This is a genomic window from Bacillus haikouensis (assembly GCF_013179555.1).
Classification (GTDB): domain Bacteria; phylum Bacillota; class Bacilli; order Bacillales; family Bacillaceae_B; genus Rossellomorea; species Rossellomorea haikouensis_A.
Map to the genome: position 1 here is coordinate 1 of NZ_JABMCR010000086.1, position 15,472 is coordinate 15,472.

At 42.1% G+C, this 15,472-nt stretch carries 15 protein-coding genes; 13 read left to right on the forward strand and 2 right to left on the reverse strand.

Annotated elements, in window-relative coordinates:
- Together HP456_RS10275 and HP456_RS10280 are read left to right on the forward strand one after the other, a co-directional pair.
- Nucleotides 1-342: YhgE/Pip family protein (locus HP456_RS10275; protein ID WP_216663238.1), on the forward strand; the 342-nt coding region annotated here is incomplete at its 5' end.
- 140 nt (nucleotides 343-482) lie between these two features.
- Entirely contained in the window at nucleotides 483-1,241 is a 759-nt protein-coding gene (locus tag HP456_RS10280) for a FixH family protein (RefSeq protein WP_172250673.1), read from the forward strand.
- Nucleotides 1,242-1,326: 85 nt separating this feature from the next.
- Here HP456_RS10280 and yhfH read toward each other — a convergent pair whose 3' ends face one another.
- Nucleotides 1,327-1,461: a protein YhfH gene (gene yhfH / locus HP456_RS10285; protein ID WP_172250675.1), complete on the reverse strand. Its 135-nt coding sequence runs from the start codon at nucleotides 1,459-1,461 to the stop codon at nucleotides 1,327-1,329.
- Between the two features lie 196 nt (nucleotides 1,462-1,657).
- Here yhfH and HP456_RS10290 point away from each other — a divergent pair, with 196 nt between their 5' ends.
- From HP456_RS10290 to HP456_RS10325, 8 genes are all read left to right on the forward strand, one after another.
- Nucleotides 1,658-2,392, forward strand: coding sequence for an MBL fold metallo-hydrolase (locus tag HP456_RS10290; protein WP_172250677.1), 735 nt, complete (start codon nucleotides 1,658-1,660; stop codon nucleotides 2,390-2,392).
- Nucleotides 2,393-2,402: 10 nt separating this feature from the next.
- A complete protein-coding gene (gene lplA / locus HP456_RS10295; protein ID WP_172250679.1) occupies nucleotides 2,403-3,389 on the forward strand; it encodes a lipoate--protein ligase in 987 nt (328 codons plus the stop codon).
- Between the two features lie 231 nt (nucleotides 3,390-3,620).
- Entirely contained in the window at nucleotides 3,621-6,026 is a 2,406-nt protein-coding gene (locus HP456_RS10300; RefSeq protein WP_172250681.1) for a M14 family zinc carboxypeptidase, read from the forward strand.
- Nucleotides 6,027-6,196: 170 nt separating this feature from the next.
- Nucleotides 6,197-7,753 carry a fatty acid--CoA ligase family protein gene (locus HP456_RS10305; protein ID WP_172250699.1) on the forward strand — a complete coding sequence of 519 codons (1,557 nt, stop codon included), beginning with the start codon at nucleotides 6,197-6,199 and terminating at the stop codon, nucleotides 7,751-7,753.
- 118 nt (nucleotides 7,754-7,871) lie between these two features.
- Complete coding sequence (locus tag HP456_RS10310; protein ID WP_172250683.1) at nucleotides 7,872-8,648, forward strand: enoyl-CoA hydratase-related protein; 777 nt, start codon at nucleotides 7,872-7,874, stop codon at nucleotides 8,646-8,648.
- A 61-nt stretch (nucleotides 8,649-8,709) separates the two neighbouring features.
- Nucleotides 8,710-9,306 carry a hypothetical protein gene (locus HP456_RS10315; RefSeq protein ID WP_172250685.1) on the forward strand — a complete coding sequence of 199 codons (597 nt, stop codon included), beginning with the start codon at nucleotides 8,710-8,712 and terminating at the stop codon, nucleotides 9,304-9,306.
- 437 nt (nucleotides 9,307-9,743) lie between these two features.
- The gene (locus HP456_RS10320) at nucleotides 9,744-10,712 is read left to right on the forward strand and encodes a nuclease-related domain-containing protein (protein WP_172250687.1); all 969 of its coding nucleotides are present in this window, start codon (nucleotides 9,744-9,746) and stop codon (nucleotides 10,710-10,712) included.
- 194 nt (nucleotides 10,713-10,906) lie between these two features.
- Complete coding sequence (locus HP456_RS10325; protein WP_172250689.1) at nucleotides 10,907-12,157, forward strand: YeeE/YedE family protein; 1,251 nt, start codon at nucleotides 10,907-10,909, stop codon at nucleotides 12,155-12,157.
- A 36-nt stretch (nucleotides 12,158-12,193) separates the two neighbouring features.
- On the opposite strand, the gene HP456_RS10330 is transcribed toward HP456_RS10325, so the two are convergent.
- Nucleotides 12,194-12,751, reverse strand: a complete 558-nt coding sequence (locus HP456_RS10330; RefSeq protein ID WP_172250691.1) for a helix-turn-helix domain-containing protein — start codon at nucleotides 12,749-12,751, stop codon at nucleotides 12,194-12,196.
- A gap of 103 nt (nucleotides 12,752-12,854) precedes the next feature.
- Here HP456_RS10330 and HP456_RS10335 point away from each other — a divergent pair, with 103 nt between their 5' ends.
- The 3 genes from HP456_RS10335 to HP456_RS10345 form a co-directional block, all read left to right on the forward strand.
- Nucleotides 12,855-13,580, forward strand: a complete 726-nt coding sequence (locus tag HP456_RS10335) for an AzlC family ABC transporter permease (RefSeq protein WP_312857750.1) — start codon at nucleotides 12,855-12,857, stop codon at nucleotides 13,578-13,580.
- Nucleotides 13,573-13,884 carry a branched-chain amino acid transport AzlD family protein gene (locus tag HP456_RS10340; protein ID WP_172250695.1) on the forward strand — a complete coding sequence of 104 codons (312 nt, stop codon included), beginning with the start codon at nucleotides 13,573-13,575 and terminating at the stop codon, nucleotides 13,882-13,884. The genes HP456_RS10335 and HP456_RS10340 overlap by 8 nt, the downstream gene beginning before the upstream one ends.
- 382 nt (nucleotides 13,885-14,266) lie before the next feature.
- The coding region (locus tag HP456_RS10345; RefSeq protein WP_172250697.1) for a M48 family metallopeptidase at nucleotides 14,267-15,472 on the forward strand (1,206 nt) is incomplete at its 3' end.

Below are 15,472 nucleotides of genomic sequence, written 5' to 3' on the forward strand. Positions count from 1 at the left end.
TTCACAAGTCTTACCTTTTTGGCTTTGATTCAGATGCTTGTGACAATATTGGGAGATCCGGGACGATTTGTTGCCATCATCATCCTGATTCTTCAACTAACGACGAGTGCGGGAACGTTCCCATTGGAATTGATTCCATCTGCACTTCAGCCAATCAGTGCTCTGTTGCCGATGACATATTCAGTCGCTGCGTTCAAAGCGGTCATTTCCAGTGGTGATTTTGCGTTTATGTGGCAGAATATATTCATTCTATTAAGCTACTTCGTTGTTTTTATAGCAATAACCTCCATTTACTTCATGGGTTTATTCAAGAAGCACTATACAAAATCGATTGAAGCATAGAAAAAAGCGGCGGGGCATTCCTGCCGCTTTTACATTCATAATATGGACAAACCTTTTTGAATTCGTCAGGTGTATACTAATCTGTGATGTGTCTATAATGGAACTGTATGAATCAATGATAGTGTAAGGGAGAGTTTAATATGTTAAGGAAGTTTACTATTTTCGTACTTATTACCATGTTTTCGTTAATCGTTTCAGCTTGTGGAGATGGAAATGAAAATAATGCATCAGATCAAGATGAAAAGCTTGAGCCGATCCAGGTGAATTTGGACGTTCCTGAAAAAAGTGATAAAGGGGAAAAAGTTGTATTTTCTACAGTTGTCACACATGGTGAAGAAAAAGTAGAAGATGCAAGTGAAGTGAAATATGAGGTGTGGAAAGAAGGACAAAAAGAAAAAAGTGAAATGATCGAAGCAAAGAATGAGAAAAACGGTATCTATGAAGCAGAAAAAACATTCGAAGAAGACGGACTGTATACCGTACAGGTACACGTGACAGCGCGTGATATGCATACAATGCCAAAAGCAGAGATTCAAATCGGTGAAGCAGAGTCACATGGACACTCTGAAGAAAGTAATGGAGATCACGATGGCCATGAGGAAAGCAGCGTATCTATTCACCTAGTGAAAGCAGACACAATCAAAGCTAATCAAGAAACCGAGATGAAAGTCCACGTCAAACATGAAGAAACAGAGTTGGAAGAAGCGGAAGTCAGACTGGAGATTTTTAAAGAAGGTCAGGAAAAGCATGACTGGGTCGATCTGAAAGAAGCAGGAGCGGGTGGATATGAAACCAGTTATGCCTTTCATGAAAGCGGTACATATAATGTGCAGGTACATGTAACAAAAGGCAGTGACATTCACGAGCACACAATGGAAAAGATTGAAGTGGACTCATAACAAAAAGAAGGCTCTCACCCGAGAGCCTTCTTTTTGTTATGAGTCCGGCAGTTGGCACATCATCATTTGGATACCCTAATTGTTCTTAATATTCATGATCAGTTGTACATTTTTCGCAATAGATACCGTAGCATTCATGCTGCTCTTCAATTGTTTCCCCACATTGTGCACAAGACTTAGGCGGCAAATTTCGAAAGAATTCCATAATATTTTTTACCATGTTAATCACCCTCCGTAAATTTAAATTCACCCGTCATTTGTTCGTGTTATATAACTGGTGTGTTAATTTACTATATTGTATTATAACAGTATGAAACCCGTCAATGATTTATTCAAAAATGGGCGGGAAAAATGAAAAAATAGGCAAAATGAAGTATAGTAAGTTTGTATGAAAAATTCCGCCCGGGAGGTTCAAAATGAAGCTGACCATTATCGGCCATTGGGGTGGATATCCGAAGGCAGGCGAAGCCAGCACTGGGTATCTGTTTGAACACAATGGCTTTAGATTATTAGTCGATTGCGGGAGCGGGGTGCTCTCCCATCTGCAAAAACATATAGATCCCACAGAACTGAATGCCTTACTTATTTCCCATTATCATCCTGATCATATTGCAGATATCGGAGTACTTCAGCATGCATTATTAATTCAGTATTACATGGGTAAATCAAAAGGTACTCTCCCTGTATATGCCCATGAAGAAGATGCCCATGGATTCCGTTCTCTTACATATAGGAATTTCATGAAGGCTCAGGCTTACAATGAACAGTCTAAACTGACAATCGGTCCTTTCTCTGTGTCTTTTGTGAAGACCAAACATCCTGTCACATGTTACGGTATGAGGATCGAAGCGGATGGGAGATCCGTTTTTTACACAGCTGATTCCGCTTTCAAAAAATCATTTGTCCAATTTGGTAAAGATGCCGATCTGCTTCTTTGTGAGTGTAATTTCTATGGGGATATGGACGCTTCCGGTGCCGGCCATATGACAAGCCTGGATGCAGGAAAGCTTGCTTATGAAACAGAGGCTAAGAAGCTCATCCTCACTCATCTTCCACATTTCGGAGATCTTGAACAATTGGTCTCTGAAGCGAAAACAATCTATAAAGGGGACATAGAGCTCGCCAAACAGGATATGGAAATCATCATTTAGGAGGATTAAGATGTTATTTATTGATAATAAAGGAATCACTGACCCGAGAATCAATCTGGCAATTGAAGAGTATGCATTGAAGAACCTGGATATTGACGAAAGTTACTTACTTTTCTATATCAATGAACCTTCCATCATCATCGGAAAAAATCAAAATACAATTGAAGAAATAAGTACAGATTATGTGGAGAGTGAGGGTCTGCACGTAGTGAGACGCCTTTCAGGAGGCGGTGCGGTTTACCATGATTTCGGCAACTTGAATTTCAGTTTCATCACGAAAGACGACGGTGAAAGCTTTCATAACTTCCAGAAGTTTACTGAACCCGTTGTGAAAGCTTTAAACAAGCTAGGTGTCAAGGCTGAACTTAGCGGTCGAAATGATCTGCTTGCAGAAGGAAGAAAAATCTCAGGAAATGCCCAATTCTCCACAAAAGGACGCATGTTCAGCCACGGAACCTTGTTATTCGATTCTGAAATGGAGAACGTCGTGTCTGCTCTTAAAGTTAAAAAAGATAAGATTGAATCAAAAGGAATCAAATCGATCCGCAGCCGAGTGGCCAATATATCAGAATTCCTTACAGAAAAAATGACAATAGAAAAGTTCCGCTCGACACTCCTTGACTTTATTTTTGATGGAAGCGATGTAGAAGAGTATGTTCTTACCGATGAGGACTGGACGAACATTCATGCGTTATCCGAGGAACGTTATCAAAATTGGAATTGGAATTATGGAAAATCTCCTAAATTTAATCTGCAGCATTCCCACCGCTTCCCGGTAGGACAAATCGATGTCCGTTTGGAAGTAAACAAGGGCCTGATTGAAAACTGTAAGATCTATGGAGACTTTTTTGGTGTAGGAAATGTAGAAGACATTGAAAATAAACTTGCTGGTACAAGATATGAACGTAAGGAAATCGCACAAGCATTGGAAGGGATGGATATTCAACATTACTTTGGCAATGTAACAAAAGAAGAGTTTGTTGAACTTGTGTATTAATATAAGAGAGTGTAAAGTGCTCCCGGATGGGGGGCACTTTTTTTGTATTGTGACTCAACAGCGATATATGGCTGATTCGCTGATGGGAGTAGACTTATTTGCACTCCCTGTAAACCGGTCATAATGAAAAGTGGTAGGATTCTACCACAATAAATTTAGAACTAAATATTTATGTACCCTTTTGAATTATTATTCTATCATTATAGTATTACATTATTTGGAGGTACATACATGAAAAACAAGTTCATTGCAGGAATTGCTAGTTTTACACTGCTGGCTTCCGCCCCTCTCAACATATTGGCCGAATCTCCTCAAACGGTCATTCAGAACAAACATTTTGAGGAAGAAAAAAGTTTATTTAACAGTGAGCATTATAATTTTGTAAAATACTCACAAATAGAAGCAAAGCTCAATGCGCTTGCAAAAGAAAGCAGCCGGATTTCCGTTGAAAAGAGTGAAACGAAGTCTGCTCTCGGTCAAGATATGTATGTGGTGACAGTTTCCGATCCTTCCGCAAAAGGGAAATTCGGACATTATAAGGGACTTCGCAAAAAGATGATCAAATCTCCTGAAAAAGCCCAGGATTTCATCGATAAACATCCCGATTTAAAAGTTCCAGTAATGATAAATGGTTCTATCCACGGTACTGAATTTGCAGGTACCGACGCCGTCCTTCAATTAATTGAACGATTCGCAACCGATGATGACGAGCAGACAAAAACGATTTTAAATGAGCACATTTTAATTTTTAACGTTGTGGCGAATCCGGATGGGCGTATTAGCGCAACCCGTTTCAATGGCAATGGGATTGATCTTAATCGTGACTTCATCACTCAATCCCAGCCCGAAACAGAACATATGGTAGATTTAATCACCGAATGGAACCCGATGGTATTCCTTGATCTTCATGGGTATGTGAAGGGATACGGCGGTCCGGCGAAACCTGGTCTGATCGAACCATGCACGCCACCCCATAATCCAAACTATGAATATGATCTGTATTCCAAATGGGCCATGAGTCAGGCGGAAGCAATGGAAGCAAGTATTGTAGGCAACAAGGCTAATTATGAAAATACGAATACTGAAACTTCCAAGGTGGATTATCAGAATATGGAAGGTACATATATCCCGCAGCGTGATGACTCGGCAGGATGGGACGATTATCCGCCGATCTTCACTCCGATGTATGCAATGTATCACGGAGCATACGGCTTCACGCTTGAAGCACCGACAAATGACTGGGACGGTGTACAGTGGACCTATGATGCAGTGATGGGGGCGTTAAGTTACGCTAGTGAAAACAAGACAGAAATGGTAAAGGATCAAATTGAAGTATTTAAACGGGGCGTACAATTCGATCATCCATTCCACAAAGAAGGGTATTTCCCATCTGCATATATTTTACCTAATGACGTACAAGATCGGACTGCTACTCAAAAAGCAGTAGAGCACCTTCAAGATAATGATATTTCTGTAGAAGCGGCAAAAAAAGAGTTTACGTATGACGGTGTGACTTATCCTAGAGGCACATACATCGTGCCGATGGACCAAGCAAAGGCGGGCCTTGCCAATACTATGCTTTGGGATGGGGAAGATATTACGGAAGATACGCCGAGTATGTATGATATCTCAGCTTGGAACCTTCCAGAATTATGGGGCTTTGAAGCAATCGAAGTAGCCAGTGACGAGAAACTGAATGTTAAATCAAATGAAGTCAGAACACTTCATCCACAAGGAGAAGTGATCGGAGAAGGACCATTTGCGATTCCCAATACCTCAGTAAAGTCAATCGCTGTCGCCAATCATCTCCTGACTAATGGCGGCACCCTATTTAGAGGAAACGACGGTACATTATATGCTGATAGTGAAGCAAAAGCTGAACTGCAAAATCTTGTTAAAGACACCGCAGTAACGATCACTTCTAAGCAGATCCCTGCAGACGCAAAGGAAGTGAAAGCTAAAAAAGTGACGATTCTCAAGGATGGCGGCCTGAATAAGGCTCAGTCCCACTCCGGATCCAGACTAGCCTTGGAGAGACTCGGTTTTAACGTAACGGAAAAAACTCCTGGGCAGGTTGCTGAAGAAGGATTGGGAGAAACCGATGTATTCATCTACAACGGACGTACCAACCTGATTTCTTATCAAAATAGTACTCCAAATCAGGAGTTCGGATTGAAAGATGCAGAACAATATGAGGCTTTTAAAGCAAATGTAAAGGAATTTGTAGCGGATGGCGGAAACTATCTTGCAATCGGGGCCGGCGCTTCACAAGCAACTGTTCAGCTCGGGCTCAGTGATGTGAAAGTTGAAACCGGCGGATCCAACAGCAACGGCATCGTTCAACTGACCCACGGAAATTCAACCTATACGGCTGGATATAAACCAGAAGACCTCGGGTTTGTCTATCAGCCGACCTGGTACTCAAATACTGAAAACAAGGAAGTACTCTCAAGCTATAAAGACAGCGGAGACTTCTTTATTGCAGGTCACTGGAAAGGAAGGGAAAAAGCCCAGGGCAACCCGATCATGGTGAAGGATGGTGATGTCATGTTCATTGGCCTTGAGCCGTCTTTCCGGGACCATACAGATTATCTGTTTCGACTGATTTCAAACTCTATCTTCGCTGAAACTAAATAACGTCATATATGGAAAGACTGTCCCAAGCAGGCAGTCTTTCTTTTACCATCAATAGAATAATCATGCGGAGTACTTGTATTAATAGAATTCTTTATATAAAATATATTTTGAATACTTTTAATAATTAGATGAATGACTATTCATTCATTTTAGGAAGGGGAGGGATCATTATTAACATTTCAGCACGGTTAGAACAGATTGCGTCAGTAAAAGGGGACAAACCTGCCTATCATTTCCTCGGTACCTCCAGTACGTACGGAGAGTTGAATGGAGCCGTATCCAAGTTTGCAAGCGGCTTAGAACGAGCTGGTTTGAAAAAAGGAGATCATATCGCACTCGTACTTGGAAATTCACCACATTTCGTCATCGGCCTATATGGGGCTTTGCGTCTCGGATTGAAGGTCATTCCTGTTAATCCGATCTATACACCGGATGAAATCGGCTACATCCTGAAAAACGGTGATGTAAAAGCGATTGTTACACTTGATCTGCTGCTCCCATTAATTGAAAAGATGCAGCATTTGCTGCCTGAGGTACAAAGCTTCATTCTTTGTGAATCGGGTGATGAACGGGCAAAAGGGATTGATCTTGAAAAAGTTTCTTCAGCAAACCCTAAATTGAAATCGTTTACAAAAATTTTATCAAATGGTGATTCAGGGTTCAAAGGACCAGAATTGGATGAAGAGGAAGTTGCGATTATCCTTTACACTTCCGGCACTACAGGAAAGCCCAAAGGCGCCATGCTTACACACAAGAATGTATACTCAAATGCAATGGATGTAGGAAGTTACCTTAAGATGAATGAAGAAGACTGGGTCATCACCGCACTGCCGATGTTTCATGTATTTTGTCTGACAGTCGTCTTGAATGCACCTTTGATGACAGGTGCTACATTATTAATTGTTCCACGCTTCAGCCCTAAAGATATTTTCGCGCTTTCAAAAGAATATCAGCCGACTTTGTTTGCAGGTGTCCCTACCATGTACAATTTTCTGTATCAGTTTCCAGAAGGAAACCCGGAAGATTTATCTTCTCTGCGCCTATGCATTTCAGGCGGTGCTTCTTTACCGGTTGCCCTATTGAAAAACTTCGAAAAGAAATTCAATGTCATGGTATCAGAAGGGTACGGGTTATCAGAAGCATCTCCAGTCACTTGCTTCAACCCACTTGACCGCCCGAGAAAACCTGGTTCAATCGGCACATCCGTCATGAATATTGAAAATAAAGTAGTCGATGAACTTGGAGATGAGGTTCCTGTCGGGCAAGTCGGAGAACTGATTGCCAGAGGGCCGAACGTCATGAAAGGTTATTATAAGATGGAGGAAGAAACAGCTGCCGCCATCCGTGACGGCTGGTTATTTACTGGAGATCTTGCCCGGATGGATGAAGAAGGTTATTTCTATATTGTAGATCGCAAAAAAGAATTAATCATAGTAGGCGGTTACAATGTCTACCCACGAGAAGTGGAAGAAGTTCTGTATAATCATCCTCAAATCGTGGAAGCTGCCGTAATCGGTGTTCCTGATCCCGAAATGGGGGAAGCGGTAAGCTGCTATGTCGTGAAAAATGATCCTTCACTTACAGAAGAAGCCGTGAAGGAATATTGCAAAGAACATTTGGCGAAGTACAAGCTTCCTTCTCATATTGAGTTCCTGGAAGAACTTCCTAAAAACACAACTGGGAAGATTCTCAGGAGAGCATTGAAAGAGCAAGTCCTGCAGTCTTAAAAAACGAGATGTTCAGTTTCTGGTGACTGGGCATCTTTTTTATTTTGTGAAAGGGTTTACACATTTTTTGTCGAATGATACATACTGAGAAACTTTACAGACAAAGGGGAGAACAAACGTGGAATCTATCTTATTGGAACAAAAGGGTCACACTGCACTTATTACGATTAATCGACCAGAGGCAATGAATGCCTTTAATTATGATACGTTAAATGAATTGCAGCAGGTAGTCGAATCACTGCGCATCAATCCTGATATTCGCGTTGTGATTTTTACCGGAACCGGCCGGAAAGCATTCAGTGTAGGGGCTGACTTGAAAGAGCGCAAAACGTTAACTGAAGCGCAGGTGCTTCGGAACGTTTATAAAATAGGTGAAGTTTTTCAATCTGTTGCGACTCTTCCTCAGCCTACGATTGCTGCAATGAACGGGTACGCATTCGGAGGGGGAATGGAACTTGCGCTTGCCTGTGATTTCCGACTTGCGGTTGCGGGAACATCTATGGGTCTGACTGAAACAAGTCTTGCAATCATCCCGGGAGCCGGTGGGACGCAGCGCCTTCCCCGCCTGATCGGTGAATCGAAAGCTCTCGAACTGATTCTTACCGCCAAGCGACTGACTTCAGAGGAAGCACATGAAATTGGATTGGTGACAAGGATCGTCAGTAAAGACAACTTCCTAGAAGAAGTCTATTCATTCGTTGAACCTATGCTCTCTAATGGTCCTGTTGCTCTTCAACAGGCAAAATATGCAGTGAAGAACGGCATGAACGTGGATCTTCAAACCGGCTTGCAAATTGAAAGAAAAGCGTATGAAATCACAATTCCTACGGAGGATCGAGTCGAAGCCCTACTTGCATTCAGTGAAAAAAGGAAACCCGAATTCAAAGGGAAGTAAACGTTGCCGAATAATGTTAATGCAAGTCTTCAGGGTGTAAAATGGATGGGGGCGAGGGTATATGCAAGCAGCAGATCATAGAAAGGTTCATACTCATTTATATAAGATGAAATCAGGGACGACGCAAATTGTGGAGATCCCCAACCTGACTTTCATCTCTGCACATGGTCAAGGTCCAAAGGATGTTTATGCCATGCACGAAGGCGATGCCCTTTGGTCCATCACCAGGGTGGTAAATCGGTTGAAAGATATGACCAAGCTCGACCTGGACTATAAATTCAAGCTCATGCCCCTGGAAATGGAATGGTCTGCTGCATCTCCTTCAATTCAGGAAAAATCCCCATGGAAAGCGATGATGCAGGTTCCTGATCTCATTACAGAAGACATGTTTCATACGGCACTTCTTGAGCTTGAAAAAAGGAAAAGAAGTGTGAGAGTGCCGCTCGAATTGGAGAAACAGCCAGGGGGTACCGCCATTCAAACCCTTCATACGGGAGCTTACGATCACTTAAAGGAATCGAAGGATAGTCTCCTTCTTTTTTGCCGCGATGAACAACACCAGATCAAAAATGATTTCAGGGAGATTTATATTAATCAGCCGTTCTGCAATCCTCCTGAAAAACTGAAGACGATTGTCAGGGTAAGAATAGATAATTAGTAAAATGGCTCGCCTTTTGGGCGGGTTATTTATTTTGGTTTTAGGGGTTTAATCAGATATTGGTTTAAGAGAAAAGAACATATATTTTGATTGAGTTTTGGAGGATTGTCTGGCTTGGCTGGTTGATGGCATGAATGGGGATTAGTGTTTTTATAGCATTTTTTTGGGAGGGGGGAGTGGACAAATTAAGGGGTTTGAAGATGGGTTTGCCGGGAAGGAGAAAGTTCGACACTAAAGGCTTAATTATAGAAACCCAGGTACTATTATTCAAACCAAGGGTGCAATAATTTTTATTAAGGAAGAATTATCCGGATGAAGGGACAAATTATTTAGGAAAGGGTCCAATTAAGATTTATATACTCATTTCTTCGTAAAAAAGGAGGATTTTTCCAAGAGTTAGAGAAGTATACATAGACAAATTTAAAAGGAGTGATGCATTGTTCGCAAGAGAGAGGGTAATTCCGTTGAAAATAAAACAAATTGAAGCTTTACTAAGGAATTTAAGACAAAATCATTCTAAGGAGCCTCTTATACAACAAGATTTGAAGAAGAGAATAGCAGGTTTTAACGGCGAAAAGGCTGTTGATTACCACTTGAGTTTTCTGACAGATAAAAGATATCTAATTTTTAATGATTTGAGACTCCCATTGACTCCTCATTTTTTTCAAATTGATTCGTTGATTGTTACCCCATTTTACTGTTTAATCCTTGAAATTAAAAACATTTCCGGTACTTTAATGATTGATCCTGAATTTAATCAGCTTACCAAGCATTACAATGGTATTGAGACTGGATTTACTGATCCGATTTCACAAGCGCAGCGACAGAAGCTTTTTCTGCAGCGGTTTTTTTATGATAATAAATTGGTGAAGCCCCCAATCGTTTTCCTAGTGGTGATCAGTAATCCTAATACGATACTTAAAATGGCAAAAGGTCAAACACTTTCACCTCCATATACCAAAATCATTCATGCCCAAAATTTAATAAGTGAAATTAGTAAACTGAATAATCTTTATACAAATGAAATAGCCAGCAAAAAAGACATTAGTAAAATTAAAAGATGTTTTTTGAACAGCCACGAACCTGCCTATACAAACATTCTGAAACAATACGGCATTGAAGGGGCGGAACTCTTTAGAGGAGTTCAGTGTGAAAGTTGCTTAGGGAAGATGGAAAGGATACCCAGGATTTGGTACTGCGAAAGGTGTAAATTCACATCCTATCATGCGCATAAGCAAGCTATAGAGGATTACTTCTTATTATTAAAGCCATTCATTACAAATAAAGAACTTAGAGATCTGCTTGGTATTCAGTCTTCTAAAACTGCACGAATCATATTAAACTCCCTAAACCTTAAAACCACAGGTTCCACCAAAGGAACCGTCTACCACAAAGATTTCCACTAATCGGGTTATTCCTAAAATCTGTCCCCTAGCGACTATCCAAGTATCCTCCACCCCCAAGCAAATTTGACCAGATCAGCAGGATCCTTCAATTTCTTTCCTCCCTCTCCAATCACTTATTTTGACATCTCCCTCCAAATCTATTAGTATATTAAAATAAATTCCAACTAAATCAATCAGATTAAGGAGGGTTTTGCATGGCAAGCTATGTTCAACCAATAGATGAAACAAAAGGACCTCAAAAAGGCAGTGCTGAATTGAACAGGCCGCAGACTTCTTTCGTATTCGGGGGGATTGTGGCGGCAGTTATTCTGGGTATCTATTTATTGTTCACCCAGGAAATAGTTCAAACTGTACTGCTCGTCCTTGGTCTGCTTTTAGGATATACGTTATTTCACGCTCGTTTTGGCTTCACTTCTGCTTTCAGGAGAGTAATGTCAGTGGGGAACGGGCAGGCGCTCAGATCACATATGCTGATGCTGGCTGTAGCTGTTACATTATTTGCACCGATCCTGGCAACTGGTTATACCTTCTTTGGCGGTGAGGCAGCAGGGTATGTATCACCCGTTGGCGTCAGTCTGCTTGTTGGGGCCTTCATGTTCGGAATCGGCATGCAGCTAGGGGGAGGATGTGCCTCAGGTACTCTTTATGCAATCGGCGGCGGACGATCCGTTATGTTCATAACCTTGCTGTTCTTTATTGCAGGAGCTACGGTAGGGGCAGCTCATTTACCGTTCTGGACGGAGGAATTGCCTTCGTTTGCACCGGTTTCTTTGGCAACTTCCACTGGATTGGGTTATTTCGGTGCATGGGCCGTTTCGATTGCATTATTCGCTTTCATTGCCTGGGTTACGTTGCGAATTGAAAAGAAGAAAAATCCTCCGAAAATGGCTGCACTTCCAACTACTCAAGGATGGAAAAGGATTTTCCGAGGTTCATGGCCGCTTTTCGCTGCAGCAATCGTGCTTGCTGTGTTAAATGCACTGACGCTTATGACGAGGGGGAATCCTTGGGGGATTACATCTGCTTTTGCCCTATGGGGATCAAAGACAGCAGCCATGTTCGGCGTCGATGTTGCAAGCTGGGGCTACTGGACCGGAGCGAATGCAGAAGCTCTCCAAGCGTCAATCTTCGCTGACTCAACCACAGTATTAAACTTTGGCGTCATCCTTGGTGCATTCCTTGCTTCTGCAGCAGGTGGATTGTTCCGTTTTAATAAAATCACTGGTAAGAATGCTGCTGCGTCCATAATTGGCGGTCTGCTGATGGGATACGGTGCACGTTTGGCATTCGGCTGTAACATTGGTGCATACTTTGGAGGCATCGCCTCTTTCAGTCTTCATGGTTATATTTGGGGAATACTGGCTTTGGCCGGGACCTTTCTTGCTTTATATTTAAGACCGTTATTCGGATTATCCGTACCGAAACCAAAGGATACGTTCTGTTAGAGGAAACCTCCTGCCGCTGCCGGCAGGAGGTTTTTCTTATTCATTACCATAATATATCATCATCTGGCACACGGCCGTCTCATCGTGAAGGTTCATATATTGATGACCGGAATCTGCCGCAAAGCGTATTGAACTTCCTGCATCCAATACATAGGTTTCCTCTCCGATCTTCAACGAAATCTCTCCGCTTATCACACTGATATATTCCTCAACTCCGGGGGGATGTCCCTCGTTCCGGTAAGAACAGCCGGCCACCATCTCGACACGGTAGCTTTCCCATTTTTTAAAAGGATCGAATGGAAAGATCGGGTAGACTATATAGTTTCCATTGTCTTCGAGTACAGGCTGCACATCCTTGTAATGAGTGATTGTGACTTGCAATTGTGGCTGTTCGATAAGGGAAGAAAATGAAACCTTTAATCCATTTGCAATTTTCCAAAGGATTGCCACGGTCGGATTGGAGTCGCCCCGTTCAATTTGACCGATCATCGCTTTGCTCACTCCTGTGGATTCAGCCATTTGTTCAAGGCTCAACCCTCGTTCTCTTCTGATTTTTCTTATGTTACCGCCGATTTGTATAGGGAATTTATCCATTCTTAAAACCTCTCTTGTATACTATAACGTCTATATGTATAATATAATAAATTATCAAATTATTAAAATAGTTACTAACTTCTATTATAAAGGATGTGGAGAGGTGGAGGCACTGCTTTCAACAAAAAAAGCTAGTGATTTTCGTCATGGGCTTCAGGGCGGGGTAAGTATTGCGATCGGATATATGCCAGTAGCCCTCACTTTTGGATTATTGGCAAAAACCACAGGGCTGACTGTTACAGAAACGGTGTTAATGAGCATGCTCGTATTTGCAGGGGCCGCTCAATACATATCGCTGAGTCTTATCGCCGTGGGTACGGGAATCCTGGAAATTATTCTTACAACATTTATCGTGAATATCCGTCACTTCCTCATGTCTGCTTCTCTGAGTGAAAAGCTTGAGGAGGATGTGCTGTATAAAAAATTGACGTATGCATTTGGTATTACGGATGAAACATTCACCGTCATTAGTGTGAAAGAGGGGAAAGTACAGACGGGATTCGCTTTTGGAGTGATTCTGATATCTTACGGCAGCTGGGTGATCAATTCCGGGATTGGATATTTCATCGGGGAAATTCTCCCCGGATTCCTGCAGGCAAGCATGACGATCGCACTTTATGCCATGTTCGTCGGACTTCTCGTCCCATCTATGAAAAAAAGCATCAAGGTAACGTTTCTTGCAGTGACGGCAGGTGCATTAAACAGTGTCCTTCTCTTTACAACCAGCCTTTCGAACGGATGGTCCATTGTGATGGCTACACTCGCTTCAGCCATACTTGTCGAAGCAGTCGTCATGATTAAACGAAAAGGGGGAGGAACGGATGCATAGTACAGTGATGTGGATGATTATCGGGATGGCAGTGGTCACGTATATTCCAAGAATGCTCCCTTTCCTTGTCTTTAAAGGAAAAGAGCTTCCTCCATTTTTTCAAGGGGTATTGAAAAACGTCCCTTTTGCGGTTTTAGGAGCATTGATATTTCCTAGCATCTTACTGATTAGGGAAGGTGATCTCTTATTTGGGGTGGTGGGGACCGCTTCAGCATTCCTCATCGCTTTTCTTGGAGCAAATGTGATAATGGTTGTCATCGGTGCGATTTCCATTTTATCTCTATATTCGGTATTATTAATGTAAAGAAAAAGTCACATCTCTGTGGCTTTTTTATTTGGATTTAGATTGCAGCTGAAAAAGCCGCCTGTGTTTTTCTATTGTCCAGCTCCGGCGGCTAGAGACTCGAGACATAAGCCATGCCATCCAAAAAGGCAAAGAGCGCCTTTATGGCTGCCCTGTCTTAAGCTTGTCGTCTCTGGGCGAGCCGCCTCCGCTTTTCTATGTCCAGCTCCGGCGGCTGGAGACTCGAGACATAAGCCATGCCATCCAAAAAGGCAAAGAGCGCCTTTATGGCTGCCCTGTCTTAAGCTTGTCGTCTCTGGGCGAGCCGCCTCCGCTTTTTTTGTTCTAAATATAAGGACAAGGTATTACATATAGTAAGAGAGGAAGGAAGGGAGGAAGTATATTGGTTAGAAAGTGGGCATTCCGGGCGGTATTGGGTTATTTGCTGCTTGGGTTATTATTATATGTGTATTTGTTTTTTCTGGCGGATTCAACATTGCCGGACGCGTATAAAGGAAGCAGTGCTGATCCTTCGACGTTCATGAATGAAAGAGAAATCATGCTGAGTGAGGAATTTTCGAAAATCAAGAACTTGTTGTTTTTTTTGTCTACACCCTATGAATGGCTGTTCTATTTTCTCATCCTGATTCTCGGAGTTTCGAGGGGATTTGAGAGATGGGCAAGAAGTACAACGAAAAACGGATTCTTTCAGACCGGAATCTATTTGTTCTGGTTATCCCTTGCTTCATTTATTGCTATTTTCCCTCTGCAGTTCATTTCGTATAAAATTTCAAAGACTTATCATATGTCAAACCAGACATTCCCGATGTGGATGAAGGATGAATTGACGGATTTCTGGGTGAATTATTTGATCATGTTCATTATTGTTTCTGTTCTGTATGGTCTGATGAAGCGGTTCAAGAATAGATGGTGGCTGGCAGCCTGGGCTTTGTCTGTACCGTTTACGATTTTCATGATGTTCATACAGCCTGTCGTGATCGATCCCTTGTATAATGATTTCTATCCGTTGAAAGATCAAGCACTTGAACAGAAGATCCTGACTCTTGCTGACAAAGCAAAGATTCCGGCTGATCATGTGTTCGAGGTGAATATGTCGGAAAAGACGAATTCGCTTAACGCGTATGTAAATGGAGTGGGCTCAAATTCTCGTATCGTTCTTTGGGATACTACACTTGATAAGCTCACAGATAAAGAAATTCTCTTTGTGATGGCTCACGAAATGGCCCATTATGTAGAAAAGCATATTTATATCGGAATTGTCATTTATTTAGTGCTTTCGTTTTTCGGTTTATTCCTGGCATCAAAGCTGATGAGGGGGATTGTTGCGAACTATAAAGAGGGTATCAAGGTCTCGAGTGTATCCAATCTTAGTTCATTGCCTTTATTCCTCTTGATTACTTCAATGCTGATGTTCACGGTCAGTCCGTTTTCAAACTGGATTTCCCGTTATCAGGAAACTCGTGCAGACCGGTACGCGATTGAAATGACCGAAGACAAGCAGGCAGCTATCACTTCCTTTCAGAAGCTGTCAAAGGTGGGGCTTTCCCAGGTCAATCCGCCTCTGCTGGTGAAGATTTTCCGCTATGGA

What these genes read in the sequence shown, in the direction of transcription:
- HP456_RS10280 (WP_172250673.1), top strand. Translation starts at nt 483, where the DNA reads ATGTTAAGGAAGTTTACTATTTTCGTACTTATTACCATGTTTTCGTTA.
- yhfH (WP_172250675.1), bottom strand. Translation starts at nt 1,461, where the DNA reads ATGGTAAAAAATATTATGGAATTCTTTCGAAATTTGCCGCCTAAGTCT.
- HP456_RS10290 (WP_172250677.1), top strand. Translation starts at nt 1,658, where the DNA reads ATGAAGCTGACCATTATCGGCCATTGGGGTGGATATCCGAAGGCAGGC.
- lplA (WP_172250679.1), top strand. Translation starts at nt 2,403, where the DNA reads ATGTTATTTATTGATAATAAAGGAATCACTGACCCGAGAATCAATCTG.
- HP456_RS10300 (WP_172250681.1), top strand. Translation starts at nt 3,621, where the DNA reads ATGAAAAACAAGTTCATTGCAGGAATTGCTAGTTTTACACTGCTGGCT.
- HP456_RS10315 (WP_172250685.1), top strand. Translation starts at nt 8,710, where the DNA reads ATGCAAGCAGCAGATCATAGAAAGGTTCATACTCATTTATATAAGATG.
- HP456_RS10325 (WP_172250689.1), top strand. Translation starts at nt 10,907, where the DNA reads ATGGCAAGCTATGTTCAACCAATAGATGAAACAAAAGGACCTCAAAAA.
- HP456_RS10330 (WP_172250691.1), bottom strand. Translation starts at nt 12,751, where the DNA reads ATGGATAAATTCCCTATACAAATCGGCGGTAACATAAGAAAAATCAGA.
- HP456_RS10340 (WP_172250695.1), top strand. Translation starts at nt 13,573, where the DNA reads ATGCATAGTACAGTGATGTGGATGATTATCGGGATGGCAGTGGTCACG.